The 15,991-nt window shown below is 54.7% G+C and carries 11 protein-coding genes; 6 read left to right on the top strand and 5 right to left on the bottom strand.

What is annotated here, in order from left to right; all coding sequences use genetic code 11:
* Positions 1–638 precede the first annotated feature (638 nt).
* From ACU6TU_RS05670 to ACU6TU_RS05645, 6 genes are read left to right on the top strand one after another with little or no spacing between them, the layout of a single operon-like run.
* The gene (locus tag ACU6TU_RS05670) at positions 639–3,473 is read left to right on the top strand and encodes a monovalent cation/H+ antiporter subunit A (protein ID WP_447143593.1); all 2,835 of its coding nucleotides are present in this window, start codon (positions 639–641) and stop codon (positions 3,471–3,473) included.
* Positions 3,473–3,808: a Na+/H+ antiporter subunit C gene (locus tag ACU6TU_RS05665; protein ID WP_447143592.1), complete on the top strand. Its 336-nt coding sequence runs from the start codon at positions 3,473–3,475 to the stop codon at positions 3,806–3,808. The genes ACU6TU_RS05670 and ACU6TU_RS05665 overlap by 1 nt, the downstream gene beginning before the upstream one ends.
* Positions 3,805–5,322 (top strand): monovalent cation/H+ antiporter subunit D, encoded by a 1,518-nt coding sequence (locus ACU6TU_RS05660; protein WP_447143591.1) that lies wholly within the window; start codon positions 3,805–3,807, stop codon positions 5,320–5,322. Before ACU6TU_RS05665 ends, ACU6TU_RS05660 begins: the two co-directional genes overlap by 4 nt.
* Positions 5,319–5,816: a Na+/H+ antiporter subunit E gene (locus ACU6TU_RS05655; RefSeq protein ID WP_447143590.1), complete on the top strand. Its 498-nt coding sequence runs from the start codon at positions 5,319–5,321 to the stop codon at positions 5,814–5,816. Before ACU6TU_RS05660 ends, ACU6TU_RS05655 begins: the two co-directional genes overlap by 4 nt.
* Positions 5,810–6,079 carry a K+/H+ antiporter subunit F gene (locus ACU6TU_RS05650; RefSeq protein WP_447143589.1) on the top strand — a complete coding sequence of 90 codons (270 nt, stop codon included), beginning with the start codon at positions 5,810–5,812 and terminating at the stop codon, positions 6,077–6,079. Before ACU6TU_RS05655 ends, ACU6TU_RS05650 begins: the two co-directional genes overlap by 7 nt.
* Before the next feature lie 14 nt (positions 6,080–6,093).
* Positions 6,094–6,480 carry a Na+/H+ antiporter subunit G gene (locus ACU6TU_RS05645; protein WP_447143588.1) on the top strand — a complete coding sequence of 129 codons (387 nt, stop codon included), beginning with the start codon at positions 6,094–6,096 and terminating at the stop codon, positions 6,478–6,480.
* Positions 6,481–6,565: 85 nt separating this feature from the next.
* Here ACU6TU_RS05645 and serB read toward each other — a convergent pair whose 3' ends face one another.
* The 5 genes from serB to pgi form a co-directional block, all read right to left on the bottom strand.
* Complete coding sequence (gene serB / locus ACU6TU_RS05640; RefSeq protein WP_447143587.1) at positions 6,566–7,771, bottom strand: phosphoserine phosphatase SerB; 1,206 nt, start codon at positions 7,769–7,771, stop codon at positions 6,566–6,568.
* The gene (gene parC, locus ACU6TU_RS05635) at positions 7,772–10,018 is read right to left on the bottom strand and encodes a DNA topoisomerase IV subunit A (RefSeq protein WP_447143586.1); all 2,247 of its coding nucleotides are present in this window, start codon (positions 10,016–10,018) and stop codon (positions 7,772–7,774) included.
* Between the two features lie 84 nt (positions 10,019–10,102).
* The gene (locus ACU6TU_RS05630; RefSeq protein WP_447143585.1) at positions 10,103–12,082 is read right to left on the bottom strand and encodes a methyl-accepting chemotaxis protein; all 1,980 of its coding nucleotides are present in this window, start codon (positions 12,080–12,082) and stop codon (positions 10,103–10,105) included.
* Positions 12,083–12,204: 122 nt separating this feature from the next.
* Positions 12,205–14,100: a DNA topoisomerase IV subunit B gene (gene parE / locus ACU6TU_RS05625; protein ID WP_447143584.1), complete on the bottom strand. Its 1,896-nt coding sequence runs from the start codon at positions 14,098–14,100 to the stop codon at positions 12,205–12,207.
* Between the two features lie 160 nt (positions 14,101–14,260).
* Positions 14,261–15,943, bottom strand: a complete 1,683-nt coding sequence (pgi, locus tag ACU6TU_RS05620; protein ID WP_447143583.1) for a glucose-6-phosphate isomerase — start codon at positions 15,941–15,943, stop codon at positions 14,261–14,263.
* Positions 15,944–15,991: the final 48 nt, after the last annotated feature.

Raw genomic sequence — 15,991 nt, 5'->3', positions numbered from 1 at the left:
GAGTGAAAGTTGAGAATAAAAAAAAGTGGGGCAATGGAACCGGACAAGACGTGTTGCGCATCACACAAAACGCTGAAACCGCAACCCACGAAAAACGCCCCAACGCTTGCAAAAGCCTTGGGGCGCTATTAATACGTTTGCACGAGCTGTCGGCTCGGAAACACCAGCAGCAGATAATGCTTGAGCTGCATGGAGAACAGGCAGCGCATTGAGAAAATGCGTGCTGTGAGAAAAAGGGGAAAACCTTGTGATTTACCATGACTACCTCGCCTTCAAAACCAACGACAATGCCAACTAGCATTGCCCGCCTCTAGTCGTTCAGAGACGGGCGCTTGGTAGTCGTAGGTCGAGCGCGAGATACGTCATGGCTATATTCATAACCCTTAGAGAATCAATCCTGAGCAGCTTTGTCAACCCTCTTTTCCTTAAGTGATGCCTGAGAAAGCTTTCATGGCATTAACAAACGCTTATCAAACGGACGTTCAAATACAGGGAAATGGTTCAAATAATGGGAAATAGTTCAAAATCTCGGCACAGTTGATATTCTGTTAATCTGATTGATGTATTCTGCGTCGACGCATCGCTTGAGTAAGCGGCACAATACGACATGACTTAGACATTTTCATTGGATGAACCCCATGATACTGCTGTGGATAGCTTTACTGCCTTTGCTGGGTATGGTGGTGCCTGCATTATTGGGTCGGCGGGATCGTGTTCTAAGCACACGAATCACAGCCATCGCGCCTGCCCTTGCCCTACTCCTTACCTTGACTCAGGTACCTGCACTGCTGGACGGCGAAACACTGCGTTTTTCAGCCAGTTGGGTACCACAACTGGGCCTGGATCTTGCCTTGCGCCTGGACGGGTTAACCTTACTGTTCAACCTGCTCATCCTTGGGATCGGGCTACTTATCCTCCTTTATGCGCATTTCTACTTAAGTCCGGAAGAGCCTTTTGATCGTTTCTATGCCTACCTGATGCTTTTCATGGCCTCGATGGTAGGCATTGCCATGTCGGATAACCTGATCCTGCTCTGGCTATTCTGGGAACTGACCAGTATTTCTTCCTTTTTACTGATTGGCTATTGGTCCCATCAAAGCGATGCACGAAAAGGCGCGCGCATGGCGCTGACGGTTACCGGCGCTGGCGGTCTTGCCTTACTGGCTGGGCTATTATTGCTTGGCGACATGGTGGGCAGCTTCGATATGAACGTTGTGCTGGCCAGCAGCGACATTATCCTGGCCGATCCGCGTTATCCGCTTATGCTGGTGCTGGTGCTGCTTGGCGCCTTTACCAAGTCAGCACAGTTTCCGTTTCAGTTCTGGCTACCCCATGCCATGTCAGCGCCGACGCCAGTGTCAGCTTACCTTCACTCTGCCACCATGGTTAAGGCGGGTATCTTCCTGATGGCACGCTTTCACCCTGCCATTGCAGGTAGTGAACTATGGTCAATCATCGTTCCGCTTATCGGTACCATTACGCTCTTGTATGGGGCCTGGTTTGCCCTGTTCAAAACAGATCTTAAAGGTATTCTGGCGTTCTCAACCGTGAGTCACCTTGGGTTGATTACTGTTCTGCTGGGCATTGGCAGCCCAATGGCCGTGCTCGCTGCTCTGTTCCACATTCTTAATCATGCGACGTTCAAGGCAGCGCTGTTCATGAGTGCGGGCATTATCGACCATGAAACAGGCACTCGCGAGCTAAAAATGCTGGGCGGTCTTAGAAAAGCCATGCCCGTTACGGCGTTGCTCACCACACTAGCCGCTGCGTCCATGGCAGGCGTTCCGTTATTTAACGGTTTTATTTCCAAGGAAATGTTCTTTACCGAAACATTGGCCACCCCCGTACTCGGCGGGCTTAGCTGGTTGCTTCCTGCACTGGCCACCCTGGGTGGCATTTTGTCCGTCGCCTACTCGCTGCGTCTGGTATATGCCGTATTCTTCAAGCCCGCTCAGAAAACACCGCCCAAATCGCCTCATGAGCCGCCGCACCTGATGCGCCTGCCCGTTGAAATCCTGGTGGTGCTGTGCGTTCTGATCGGCCTTCTGCCGAGTTTAATGGCGTCTGGACTGTTATCACTTGCCGTGCAAGCCGTGCTGGGCGAACCCATGGAGTTCCACCTTGCCATTTGGCATGGCATCAATCTGCCATTATTGATGAGCCTGGCAGCACTGGTATTTGGCGCCTTGATGTATTGGCGCCATGCTGACCTGCGCCAATTGACCAAGCCTTTTGCCAGTGTGGATGCACGGCGTGTCTTTGAACGCACGATTATCAACATGAACCATAAGGCGGACTGGCTGATCAATAAGATCGAGGGCCATTCACTCCAGCGCTATATGGGGCTGCTGTTTTTATCTGCACTGGTGATGGGCGTTATCGGACTGGCACCGGTGAGCCCGCTCACTGGCCCGCTTGGCAATCAACCGGTGGACGCTATTGTCTTGCTTGGTGCAGCCATGCTGATTTTTGGCGGAATTGCGACAGCGGCAACCCATCGCTATCGTCTGATATCCCTGTTGATGCTTTCTATCGTGGGTCTGTTTGTAGCGCTGACCTTTGCACGCTTTTCAGCCCCGGACCTTGCATTGACTCAACTATCAGTGGAAGTGGTTACCATGATTCTGCTGATGCTGGCGCTTTTCTTCCTGCCCCAGAAAACACCGCCGGAATCCAGCCCACTGCGTAACGTGCGGGATATTTTGCTGGCATCGGCGCTGGGTATGGTCATTGCCAGCCTGAACTATGCTGTATTAACCAGCGGCAATACGTCCATTTCCGATTTCTTTCTGGCCAACAGTAAGCCGGGTGGCGGCGGTTACAACGTGGTCAATGTCATTCTTGTTGATTTCCGTGGCTTTGATACGCTCGGTGAAATTACCGTACTGGCACTGGCAGGTCTGGCGATTTTCAAACTGCTTAACCGCTTGCGCCTGTTCCTGCCACACAGCGATGGCGAAGGTCGTGTGTGGTCGCCAGATCGCTACCCTGCCATCCTGACTTCTATTTCAATGGCTTTACTACCGCTGGCACTAATGGTGTCGGCGTTTATCTTCCTGCGCGGCCACAACATGCCAGGCGGTGGCTTCATCGCTGGGCTGGTGACGGCAGTCGCGTTGATTCTGATTTATATGGCCCGTGGTGTGGCATGGGCCCAGGAACGTCTTGATTTCCCTTTCCAGCCCGTTGCAGTCGTGGGCGTGGCCATTGCCACATTAACTGGTCTTGGCAGCTGGTTATTCGGCTATCCGTTCCTGACATCAACGTTTGCCTACTTCACGCTACCACTGGTCGGCACCTTCGAGCTGGCATCCGCTATGCTGTTTGACCTTGGTGTTTATCTGGCCGTTGTCGGGGCAACACTGATGATTCTGGCTAACCTGGGCAAGGTCACCACCGCTCACCGGCCGACGCAGGAGCTGGCTGACACCGAAGCTGACACCTCTGGGTCCGCCGATAAGGAGATTCATTAATGGAACTGCTGTATGCCATTACAACAGGGGTGCTGACCTCCTGCGGCCTTTATCTCACGCTACGCGGACGAACGTTCCCGGTAGTCGTCGGCCTGACACTTTTATCTTATGCGGTCAATCTGTTCCTGTTTTCGATGGGTGGGTTGACCACGGATGGGGCCGCGCTGGTGAACCAGCAAAACGCTGCTACCGCTGACCCCTTGCCTCAGGCACTCGTGCTTACCGCCATTGTAATCGGGTTTGCGATGACGGCTTTCGTTGTCATCCTCGCCATGCGCGCACGCAGTGAAGCAGGTAACGACCATGTAGACGGTAAAAAGGAAGACCGCGAATGATTCAACATCTTATTGTGCTGCCTGTCGTTCTCCCTTTGGTTGCCGGCATTCTGCTGCTTTACCAGCGTAATGGCATGGTGAGCTATAAACGCATCGTCAGCATTACTTCCACCGCTTTGCTGCTGCTGGTTTCGATTGGCTTGATTAATCAGGCAAATAGCGGCGAAATCACTTACTACGCGCTAGGTGATTGGCAACCGCCCTTCGGTATTGCCCTGGTGCTTGACCGTCTGTCAGCGATGATGGTCCTGCTGACATCGGTACTGGCCGTTGGCGCGGTCATTTATGCCTGTGCCGGTGATGATGAGAAAGGCAGTAACTTTCATGGCCTGTTCCAGTGGCAGCTCATGGGTATCAATGGCGCTTTCTTGACGGGTGATCTGTTCAACCTGTTTGTCTTTTTCGAAGTATTACTGTTGGCCTCCTATGCCTTGCTGTTACACGGCGGCGGTAAAGCTCGCATTCAGGCAAGCGTGCACTATGTCGTACTCAACCTGGCTGGGTCGTCGCTGTTCCTGATTGGCGTTGGTGTCCTGTATGGCGCCACTGGCACACTCAACATGGCGGATATGGCCCAACGTTTGAGTGAACTGCCTGTGGAAAAGGAAGGCCTGGTTACGGCTGGTGCGTTGATTCTGCTGGTTGTCTTCGGCCTGAAAGCCGCTATTTTACCGCTTTATTTCTGGCTGCCGCGCGCCTACGCCTCAGCACCTGCCCCTGTTGCCGCACTGTTTGCGATCATGACCAAAGTCGGCATTTACGCCATTTTGCGTGTTTATAGCCTGATTTTCGGCGACCAGGCAGGCAACCTGACGGCGATTGAACAACCCTGGGTATGGTGGTTTGCACTGGCAACCCTGGCGATTGCAGGGGTCAGCGTGCTGGCAGCAAAGGACTTGCGTCTATTGGTGGCTTATCTGGTACTGATCTCAGTGGGCACCTTGCTGGCCGGTATCGGAATGCGCACGCCCGAAGCCGTATCCGCCCTGCTGTATTATTTAATTCATACCACCCTGATCACTGGCGGGCTCTTCCTGCTGGCAGATATGATCGGTGCTCAACGTGGCAAACCGGGAACCCGGCTGGTCAAGGGTCGCCCTCTGGTTCAAGGCCAATGGCTGGCTCTGGCGTTTTTCATCGGCGCGGTTGCCGTTGCCGGCTTGCCGCCGTTTTCCGGCGCACTAGGCAAAGCCTTGATGCTCAACGCCGCCGAAGGCTACCAACGGCTGTGGTTTTGGCCATTACTGCTGCTTGCCGGGTTGAGTTCGTTAATTGCCCTTTCCCGCGCAGGCTCGACGCTTTTCTGGCGCAGTCAACGCGGCAGCATGACGGGTACAAAACTTCCCCGCGAGCAGTGGTTTGGTATGTTGTGGTTGCTAAGTGCCGGCCCCTTGCTGGTGATTTTTGCTGGCCCGGTAAGTCAATACACAGCCGCCGCCGCCGAGCAACTGGCTAACCCGCTTCCATTAATTGAAATACTGACGCCCGAAATAAAAACAGGAGACAGCGCATGATTACCCCGCGTTCCTGGTTACCTACCCCTGTTCTATCAGTGCTGTTGCTGGTGGTCTGGCTGCTGCTGGTGCGCAGTGTTGCATTTGGCCAGATTATCCTCGGCGGTGCACTGGCGATTGCCATTCCCCTGGTGACTTACCGTTTCTGGGATGCTGAGCCACGTATCGGCAAGCCGTTAAAATTACTCCGTTTTGCGCTGCGGGTTCTCAAGGATATTGTGGTCGCCAACTTCGAAGTTGCCCGTCTGATTGCTAACCCATGGTGCGAACTCAAACCTCACTTTATCGAATACCCGCTGATTCTCGAAGAGCGCTTTACCATTACGCTGTTGGCCAACACGATCAGCCTGACGCCCGGCACAGTGTCGGCCAACCTGCGGATGGACGGCAAGACATTGCTGATTCACGCCCTTGATGTGGATGACGAAGACGCATTGATCGAGCATATTCGCCAACGCTATGAGCAGCCCCTCAAGGAGATTTACGAATGCTGACCGTTGCCCTGTATATCACTCTGTTGCTGGTCGGTGCGGCGCTGATTCTCAATCTCTACCGACTCGCAGTAGGGCCGGATCTCCCCGACCGTGTGCTTGCACTGGATACGATGTACATCAATGCCATCGCACTGATCGTGCTGCTGGGGTTGTGGCTCAATACAAAAACCTACTTTGAATCCGCCCTGCTCATCGCCATGCTTGGCTTTATTAGCACCGTTGCCGTTTGCAAATATATTTTGCGCGGCGACATTATTGAATAAAACAAGGAGTTACCATGGCCTGGATAATTGAAGCCCTGGCATCACTGTTATTGATTGCAGGTGGGATATTTTTGTTCATTGGCTCGTTGGGCATGGCACACCTGCGAGATTTCTACATGCGCCTGCACGGGCCTACCAAGGCGACCACGCTGGGCATTGGGCTTATGCTAATTGCCTCAATGCTGTACTTCTGGAACCATGAAGGCGTGCCGGATATTCAGGAAGTGCTGATAACCCTGTTTCTGTTTATTACTGCGCCTGTCAGTGCGCACCTGCTGGCCAAAACAGGGCTACATCTACAACTTAAGCATATTGACATCACCGAAGGTAAGCCCGTCGAGCTTCGCCCAGAAGAAGTAGGCGAGCGCCCGGTTCCTCATCCGGATAAAGGTCATGGCTAAACAGCGGCATGCGTCTTGCCTGAATACAAAACGGGGCGCATCGAGCGCCCCGTTTTAAATGGTATCTTCAGATGCCATTCTCAGGTTAATCGAGCAAGTCACTATGACGATAACCAATCAGGTATAGCACGGCATCCAGCCCTAATGTCGAAATGGCCTGACGGGCCTGGGCACGAACCAGCGGCTTGGCGCGAAAAGCAATACCAAGGCCTGCTTTACCCAGCATTTTCAGGTCGTTAGCGCCATCACCCACGGCAATCGTTTGATCAAGTGTCAAACCTTCACGCAACGCAATCTGCTCCAGCAATTCTGCTTTACGTTCGGCGTCGACAATCGGTTCCTGCACCTCACCAGTCACCTTGCCATTTTCAATCACTAACTCATTGGCATGTATTTCATCAAAGCCGAGTCGCTCCTGTAGATGACGGGCAAAGTAGGTAAACCCGCCAGAAATGATCGCCGTGCGATACCCCAGGTGCTTGAGGTTTTTCATCAGCCGCTCAACGCCATCCATTAGCGGAAGCTCATCGGCAATCTCTGCCAGCACCGACTCATCCAGGCCTTCAAGCTTGCTCATGCGGGCGCGAAAGCTTTCCTTGAAGTCCAGCTCTCCACGCATTGCCCGCTCGGTGACTTGTGCCACTTCATCCCCAACCCCATGGCGGCGGGCCAGCTCATCAATCACCTCGGCCTTGATCAGCGTCGAGTCCATGTCAAAACACACCAGACGACGGTGACGACGCCAGATAGAGTCTTCCTGAATGGCGATATCCACACCATGCTGGGCCCCCAAGGCGAGCGCTTTTTCATGCAGTGCCGCCAGATTAACCTCTTCTCCACGCAGCCAGCATTCAACGCAGGCCCCCTGGCTGGGTGCTTCACCATCCAGAGGTTCGCGCCCTGACAGCCGATGCACCAACTCGACCGTCAGGCCAAATTCGGCGGTCAAGGCACCCACCTCAGCAAGAATTCCCGCAGGCAGGCGCGGGGCCAGCAAGGTGAGAATCAAGCGCGGCTGGCTCGCTTCAAGGCTCCAGCGATGATAGTCGTCGGCGCTGACGGCGATGGCCTGAATAGAGAGACCAAGCGTGTCGCCAGCTTCGCTGAGAACGGTTTCCAGTGCGCTATCGTGATCCATTGCCACCAACGCTTCCAGCGAGAGCATGCCGAAGGTCACACTCTGATTGATATCCAGCAGGCGTGCCCCGGTTTTTGCCAATGCCCGGCCCAGCCCAGCTAACTGACCCTGGCGCGCCTTGCCAGTCGCACGAATCAAACAGCGTTTCATCACTTACTCTCCCGCCTCAAGCCGTTCTACTTTTTGGAATCCGCGGGGCAATTTACTGCCCCTGCGGCCACGTTCACCCCGATAATAGGCCAGATCATCGGCCTTGAGCGTTAGTTTACGCTTCCCTGCATGAAGTACCAGTACACCGTTCTCACCTATCACTGTGATATCGCGCAAAAATTCTTCGCGGCGTGCCGCCCGTGGACCCGGGATATCCAGCATTTTGTTGCCTTTCCCCTTGGCCATCTCGGGTAACTGATCCAGCGGAAACAGCAGTAACCTGCCTTCGTTGGAAACCGAGGCCACCCAAAGATTTTCGCCATCAGGCACCTCTACAGGGGGCATCACACTGCACCCTTTCGGCACGCTCAGCACCGCTTTACCGGCTTTATTTTTCCCCGCCAGGGCATCGAGCTGGGCCACAAACCCGTAGCCACCGTCGCTGGCCAGGATATAGCGCTGCGTGGGCGGCGCCAGCATCAGGCCAGCCATTTGCGCACCCGCTGACACATTGACCCGGCCCGTCACCGGTTCGCCCTGGCCCCTGGCGCTGGGCAGATTATGCGCGGCCAGGGAATAGGCGCGGCCAGTATCGTCCAGCAGCACCAGGGGCTGGTTGGTTTTGCCACGCGCGGCTAACTGGAAGCTGTCGCCCGCTTTATAGGAGAGCCCTTCAGGGTCGATATCATGGCCTTTTGCCGCGCGAATCCAGCCTTTTTCAGACACCACAACCGTAATCGGGTCAGCCCCTAACAGTTCCACTTCGGACAGGGCCCTAGCTTCGCTGCGCGCTACCAGAGGCGAGCGGCGTTCATCACCGTGCTCTTTGCCTGTCGCGCGAATCTCTTTTTCAATTAGCGTGGTCAGTTTGGCTTCGCTGCCCAGCAGCCCCTGCAGCGACTTGCGCTCTTTCTCAAGCGCATCCTGTTCGCCACGGATTTTCATCTCTTCCAGCTTGGCAAGATGGCGCAGCCGAAGCTCTAGAATCGCTTCAGCCTGGCGCTCGGAAAGACCAAACGCCGCCATCAATGCTGGCTTGGGCTCATCCTCTTCTCGAATGATACGGATCACTTCATCAAGGTCGAGGTAAGCGGTTAATAAGCCTTCCAGAATATGCAGACGGTCTTCGACTTTGCCTAAACGATGCTCTAAACGGCGGCGCACCGTCGCGCGGCGAAAGTGCAGCCACTCGCCCAGCATATCGGGCAGCGGCATCACGCGAGGTCGGCCATCCAGGCCAATCACGTTCATGTTCACCCGCACGTTCTTCTCCAGATCCGTGGTGGCGAACAGGTGTGCCATTAGCGATTCCACATCCACGCGATTAGAGCGCGGTTCAATCACCAGGCGGGTGGGCTCTTCATGGGTGGACTCATCGCGCAGGTCAGCCACCATCGGTAGCTTTTTGGCCTGCATTTGCGCGGCAATCTGCTCCAACACCTTGGCACCGCTGACCTGATAAGGCACAGCGGTAATCACGATATTGGCATCTTCGCGCACATAGCGGGCGCGCAGCTTGACCGAACCACGCCCGGATTCGTAGAGCTTTCGCAGGTCTTCTTTCGGGGTAATGATCTCAGCATCCGTCGGGAAATCCGGCGCAGGCACAAATTCCATCAGATCGACAGTCGTCGCTTTTGGGTTACGCAACAGATGACACGTCGCCTCGACCACTTCTGACACATTATGAGGCGGGATATCGGTGGCCATCCCGACCGCGATGCCAGTACCGCCGTTGAGCAGCACGTGAGGCAAGCGCGCTGGCAGTACAACCGGCTCCTGCATGGTGCCATCGAAATTCGGGGTCCAATCCACGTTGCCCTGGCCTAACTCGCTGAGCAGCACTTCGGCAAACTTAGAAAGCTTGGCTTCGGTGTAGCGCATGGCAGCAAAGGATTTGGGGTCATCCGGGCTACCCCAGTTACCTTGCCCATCCACCAGCGGGTAGCGGTAGCTAAACGACTGCGCCATTAGCACCATCGCTTCGTAACAGGCGCTATCGCCATGGGGGTGAAACTTACCCAGCACATCACCCACGGTACGCGCCGATTTTTTATACTTGGCATTGGCATGCAGCGCCAGTTCGCGCATGGCGTAAATGATTCGCCGCTGCACGGGTTTCATGCCATCGCCAATATTGGGCAAGGCGCGGTCTAAAATGACGTACATCGAGTAGTCGAGGTACGCTTTTTCGGTGTAATCGCGCAGGGACAGCTGTTCGACGTCACCCTCTGCTACTTGAATATCCATGTCGGTCATATCCTACCTTGACAACAAAAACCGCCCCAGTCGGGGCGGCTGATAAGCAAACACGCGGCCACAGGACATGGCACGTTATGTTAACTGATACCGTCCATTTGATGCATTAGACAGTTCTGAATCTGGCTCTTGAGACAGGCCCGGCACCTGAGAGCTGCCGTGAAACTCATCTAACAATCCTTTCAAACGCTGGGCCTGCAACGAGAGTTCATTGGCAGCACCGGCGGCTTGGCTGACCAGGCCAGCATTTTGCTGGGTCACCGTGTCCATCTGCGTTACCGCACGATTAATCTCATCAATGCCGTTGGTTTGTTCGCTGGACGCCTGACTGATTTCACTAATCCGCGCAGTCACCTCCTCAATCGCCACCACAATTTCTTTCATGGCAGATTCAGCTTCTTGCGCATAGCCACTGCCTGTCGCAATCTGCTCAGACGTGGTTTTAATCAGCCCGTTAATATTTCTGGCCGACGCCGCACTGCGTGACGCCAGCTCTCTTACTTCGCTGGCTACCACAGCAAAACCTCTGCCATGTTCACCCGCACGTGCAGCTTCTACCGATGCATTAAGAGCCAATATATTGGTTTGGAACGCGATATTCTCAATCACATCCACAATTGAAGAGACCTCAGTCGAGCTTGCATTGATCGCTTCCATGGACTGCGCTAATCGCGATACCTGAGCGCCTCCCTGCTTCACTTTCTCGGCAGACTCTTTTACCCGCTGATCAGCTTCATGGGCGTTTTCAGCATTACGCTTTACCGTAGAAGCCATCTCTTCCATTGTAGAGGAAGTTTCCTGTAGAGAAGCCGCCTGCTGCTCCGTTCGGCTGGAAAGCTCCGTATTACCTGCTGCAATTTCCGACGACTCACTGGCGATCGCATCCGCCACGCCACGAACATCACCAAAAAGATGCTGAAGCTTATCTGAATAACGGTTCACCGCACGGCGAAGTTCACCGATTTCATCGTCACGATAAATGCTCAACTCGCGGCTGGAACCGCCCTGACCCAACTGGTCAATCTGTATTGTTGTACTGCGAATCTGGCGCAACAGAATACGTCCACCCCACCAGCCAAGCGCGAGCAATAGTGCCAGCAGCGGCAGAATAAACATCAATAGATCGCGTGTTAATGTGCGCGCCAACGCCGTTACCTCCTCGCTGGGCGTTACCAGGCCAAGCGTCCAGCCAGTATCGGGCATATCGAAAAGACGCACCTCTGCGGGCTTGTCTAAAACACCCGCACTTTCTACGCTGGCCTGATGACTGCCAGCGTTTAAAGCCGTCAAAACAGGCTGAAGCCAAGGCATGTTAGCTGCCAGGTCCTTCATCCCTTGCATCTCATCCGACGCCTGTTCAACGCCGGGCAGATCAATCACATTATGGTCTTTATCCAGCACAAATGCATAACCGCCAGTCCCACCGCCGTTTTCTGCCAGAAATTCGGCAACTCCCCCTAACTGCATATCAATAGTGGCGACGCCTGCAAAGCTGCCATTCGCGTAATACGGCACGCTACAGGTCACCATGGCAACGCCGGTCGTCGGGTCACGATACGCGGCTGACCAGACGCACTGCCCTGGGGTGGCATTGCGCGCACTGCTGTACCAGGCTTCATCATGATAAGGGGCAATACCACTGGCATTATAATCATCCAGAAATTCCAGCCCACCCTGAGCATTGCGTGCCCAGAAAAAGCTGTAGCGCTCAACACCCGGTGAAAATGCACCCGGTTCCGGCCAGATGCCACCTCCCGCAATGGTCATATTGCCGTTATCATCGACCACATTTGGCAAAGCCTGCTGGTAGACTGCTTCATCGCGCGGCAGTGATTCAGCTAATGCAGCCAGGCTCGATGTACTACCCTCAACCCGTGCCAGCTGAGCATTTAACGCATTGACAATCGAGCCGCCTGTTCGCTCAATCAGTGACTGGCTTGCGTCGATCACCAAGGGTTGGCCACGCCATGCCATGACGCCATAAATACCCAAAGCCATCAGTAGCGTCAGCACGACAGCCGCCAATGTTAATTGCCGAGAAATTGAGTTGAACAAAGCCTTTCCCCTTATCGGTAAGCGTTTTACACACATTTTTTGTATGCTTCGTGTTCAACTATCGGCTTCATAGCGTTTAACTGTAGAAACGCTTTTTAACGTCACGTCCGATTCATCAGGCCTCAGACCTCGACATCGGCGAGGTTGCCGTAATCTTCCAGCCACTTTTTGCGGTCACCGGCGCGTTTCTTGGCCAGTAGCATATCCATCATTTCCATCGTGCCATCGCCTTCTTCCAGCGTTAACTGAACCAGACGGCGGGTTTCCACTGACATGGTGGTTTCACGTAACTGCAGCGGACTCATTTCACCCAGACCTTTAAAACGCTGAACATTGGGCGTTCCGCGTTTTTTGGCCAGCTGTTTGAGAATGGCGGCTTTTTCGCTCTCATCCAGGGCGTAGTGGACTTCTTTACCCAAATCGATGCGATAAAGTGGCGGCATGGCAACGAACACATGCCCGGCATCTACCAGGCTGGGAAAATGCCTGACAAACAGCGCACACAGCAAGGTGGCAATGTGCAGTCCGTCGGAGTCAGCGTCTGCCAGAATGCAGATTTTGTGGTAGCGCAGCTTTTCCAGATCAGCGCTGCCAGGGTCGGCACCAATGGCCACCGCAATATCGTGAACTTCCTGAGAACCATAAATGTCGTGAGTTTCGACTTCCCAGGTGTTCAGGATTTTCCCGCGTAGCGGCAGAATGGCCTGGGTTTCACGGTTGCGCGCCTGTTTAGCACTACCACCTGCCGAGTCGCCTTCAACCAGAAACAGCTCGCTGAGTGCCGGATCCTGGCCGGAGCAATCAGCTAGCTTGCCAGGCAGCGCAGGGCCGGAAGTGACTTTTTTCCGGGCGACTTTTTTGGATTTTTTCTGGCGCTGCTGGGCGGCGCTGATGACCATTTCAGCCAGCTGTTCGGATTCCTCAATGTGGTGGTTAAGCCACAGCGAAAAAGCATCTTTGACAACGCCTGAGACAAACCCCGCAATCGTGCGTGAAGACAGCCGTTCTTTGGTTTGCCCGGCAAATTGTGGGTCGAGCATTTTTACCGAAAGTACAAAAGAGGCGCGCTCCCACAAATCATCGGCGGTTAACTTGATACCACGGGGCAGAAGGCTGCGGTATTCGCAGAACTCCCGCAGCGCCTCTAACAATCCGGAACGGAAGCCATTCACATGCGTACCGCCCTGGGGCGTGGGAATCAGGTTGACGTAGCTTTCCAGCAGCCCGTCACCACCTTCCGGCAACCACTGAATCGCCCAGTCAACGCCATGTTCGTCATCGCTGAAATAGCCAACGAAGGGGGCCTTGGGTAGCACTTCATAGCCATCTGTCGCTTCCGCCAGATAGTCTCGCAGGCCATCCGCATATGCCCACTGCGTTTGGGTGCCGTCAGGCTCTACCAGAGTAACGGCAAGCCCAGGGCATAAGACTGCCTTGGCCCGTAACAGGTGTTTGAGTTTTGAAAGGGCAAGTTTGGGGTTATCAAAGTAACTCTCATCGGGCCAGAAACGCACTAATGTGCCACTGGCCCGCTTGGGAGCTTTGCCGATATCGTGCAGTTCTTCGACTTTCTCACCAAATTCAAAGGCCATGGCATGACGCGCGCCACCGCGGGTAACCTCCACATCCAGGCGGCGCGACAGAGCGTTAACCACCGACACACCGACCCCATGCAAGCCCCCCGAAAAACGGTAACTCGAAGAGGAAAATTTTCCGCCCGAGTGGAGCTTGGTAAAGATCAGCTCGACACCCGACACCCCGTGTTCAGGGTGAAGGTCAATGGGCATGCCTCGGCCGTTATCGGTCACCTCGATGCCACCATCCGGCAATAACACTACCTTGATCGCATTGGCGTGCCCGGCTAGCGCTTCGTCGACACTGTTATCAATGACTTCCTGCACCAGGTGATTGGGTCTTGAGGTGTCGGTATACATCCCGGGGCGCTTGCGCACCGGCTCAAGCCCCGATAAGACTTCAATGGAACTAGCGCCGTATTGAGAGGCATCAAACTGGGTCATGTAAGGTCATATCCTGAAGGGTAAAACCTGCCATCGCGACGGCTGACGAGGCAGTCGCAGAATGGCTTGGCAATCAAATGGGCCTGGAAATTTAATCGACCAGCATAGCGGAAAAGCAAAACACTGTATATATGCTCATAAAACACACCATCGTGCCGTATTAAGGCATGTCCGCCGCCAGGAAGGCTTCTATCAAGCCGCGGGTGGAAGCGTCCATTTTTTCAGGCGAGGCTTCCCTGTCGAGCATTTGCTGCGTTTCGGTGGCGATTTTCTTGCCCAGTTCCACACCCCACTGGTCGAAAGGGTTGATATCCCAGATAACGGCCTGAACGAACACTTTGTGCTCATAGAGTGCAATCAAGGCTCCCAGCGTTTGCGGTGTCAGCTGGTCGAGCAGCACGGTGGTCGATGGCTGATTGCCGCGATAGCGCTTGTGCGGCGGGCGCGGACCATCATCATCGATGGCATCATCCCCCAGCATAAGTAAGCGTGATTGCGCAAAACAGTTGGCCAGTGACAGACGATGCTGGGTTTGAAGATGGCGGCGGGTTTCAGGGCTTTCAACATCATCATAGCGCTTTAACGGCGCGATAAAGTCGCACTCAACCGGCTGCATTCCCTGATGCAGAAGCTGGTAAAAAGCGTGCTGGGCATTCGGCCCTAACTGCCCCCAGAGCACCGGGCAGGTGGAGTAATCAATGGCCTGCCCCTGGCGCGTGACGGATTTCCCGTTGGACTCCATTTCCAGCTGTTCAAGATAAGCCGCAAAGTATTCCAGACGGCCATCATAAGGCAGGATTGAGTGAGCGCGAATATCCAGAAAGTTGACATTCCAGAGCCCCGCCAGGGCGAGCAATACCGGTAGATTATCTTCCAGCGGTGTGGTCTGAAAGTGTCGGTCCATGGCATGGGCGCCTGCCAGCAGAGCCCGGAAGTTCTGCATGCCAATGACCAGTGCGATCGGCAGACCAATGGTCCCCCAAAGAGAGTAGCGGCCACCGACCCATTCCCAAAAGCGCAGCTGATGTGACGCCGCAATACCCCACTCCGTCATTTTTTCAGGGCTGGCGGAAACGCCGATAAAGTGTTGGCGAATGACCAGATCAGCACTGATGGGGGTGGCGCCCTGGCGCGTTAGCTGCCCCAACAGCCAGTCTTTGGCTGTATTGGCGTTGGACAGGGTATCGATGGTGGTGAAGGATTTTGACGATAGGACAAACAGGGTGATTTCAGGGTTCAGACGGCTGAGATAATCGGCCAGTTGCGAGCCGTCCATGGTAGAGGCAAAGTGCACTTCCACCGGATGAACGTCGTCAGGTCGATAATCAGCCAGCGCATGCGTCACCATCAGCGGCCCAAGGTCTGAGCCGCCGACGCCCAGATTCACCACATGACGAATCGGCTTACCCGTGGCACCCCGCCATTGCCCAGCATGTAAACGGTTCACCAGGACCTCCATCTGCGCCAGGCTTTCATGCACAGCCGCCACGACGTCTTCGCCTTCCACCTCCAGACATGCGTCTTTAGGCATGCGCAGTGCGGTATGCAGCGCCGGACGATCTTCACTGGTATTCACACGCTGACCGCTCAACAACGCCTCAATGGCCTTCGGTAGTTGAGCCTCTTGGGCTAACGCGAGCAGTTTTTGCAGCGTATCGTCCTGCCAGCGCTGCTTGGATAGATCCAGCATCACACCGGCCGCCTGACGCGTGAAGCGCTCAAAGCGTGTTGGCGTCTCGGCAAAGAGGGTCTTCAGATGGACGCTTTTTAGCGTATCGGCATGTGCTTGCAGCGCTTTCCATGCCGGTAATTGATCTGGCGTCGCAGTTGGTTCTGATGACATTGGCCCTCTCCTGTGGCGATGTGGTGTGCGGCGGGGACTGTTCCAGCC

This window comes from Halomonas sp. LS-001 (assembly GCF_052983955.1).
This window is presented reverse-complemented; position numbering and strand designations above follow the sequence as displayed.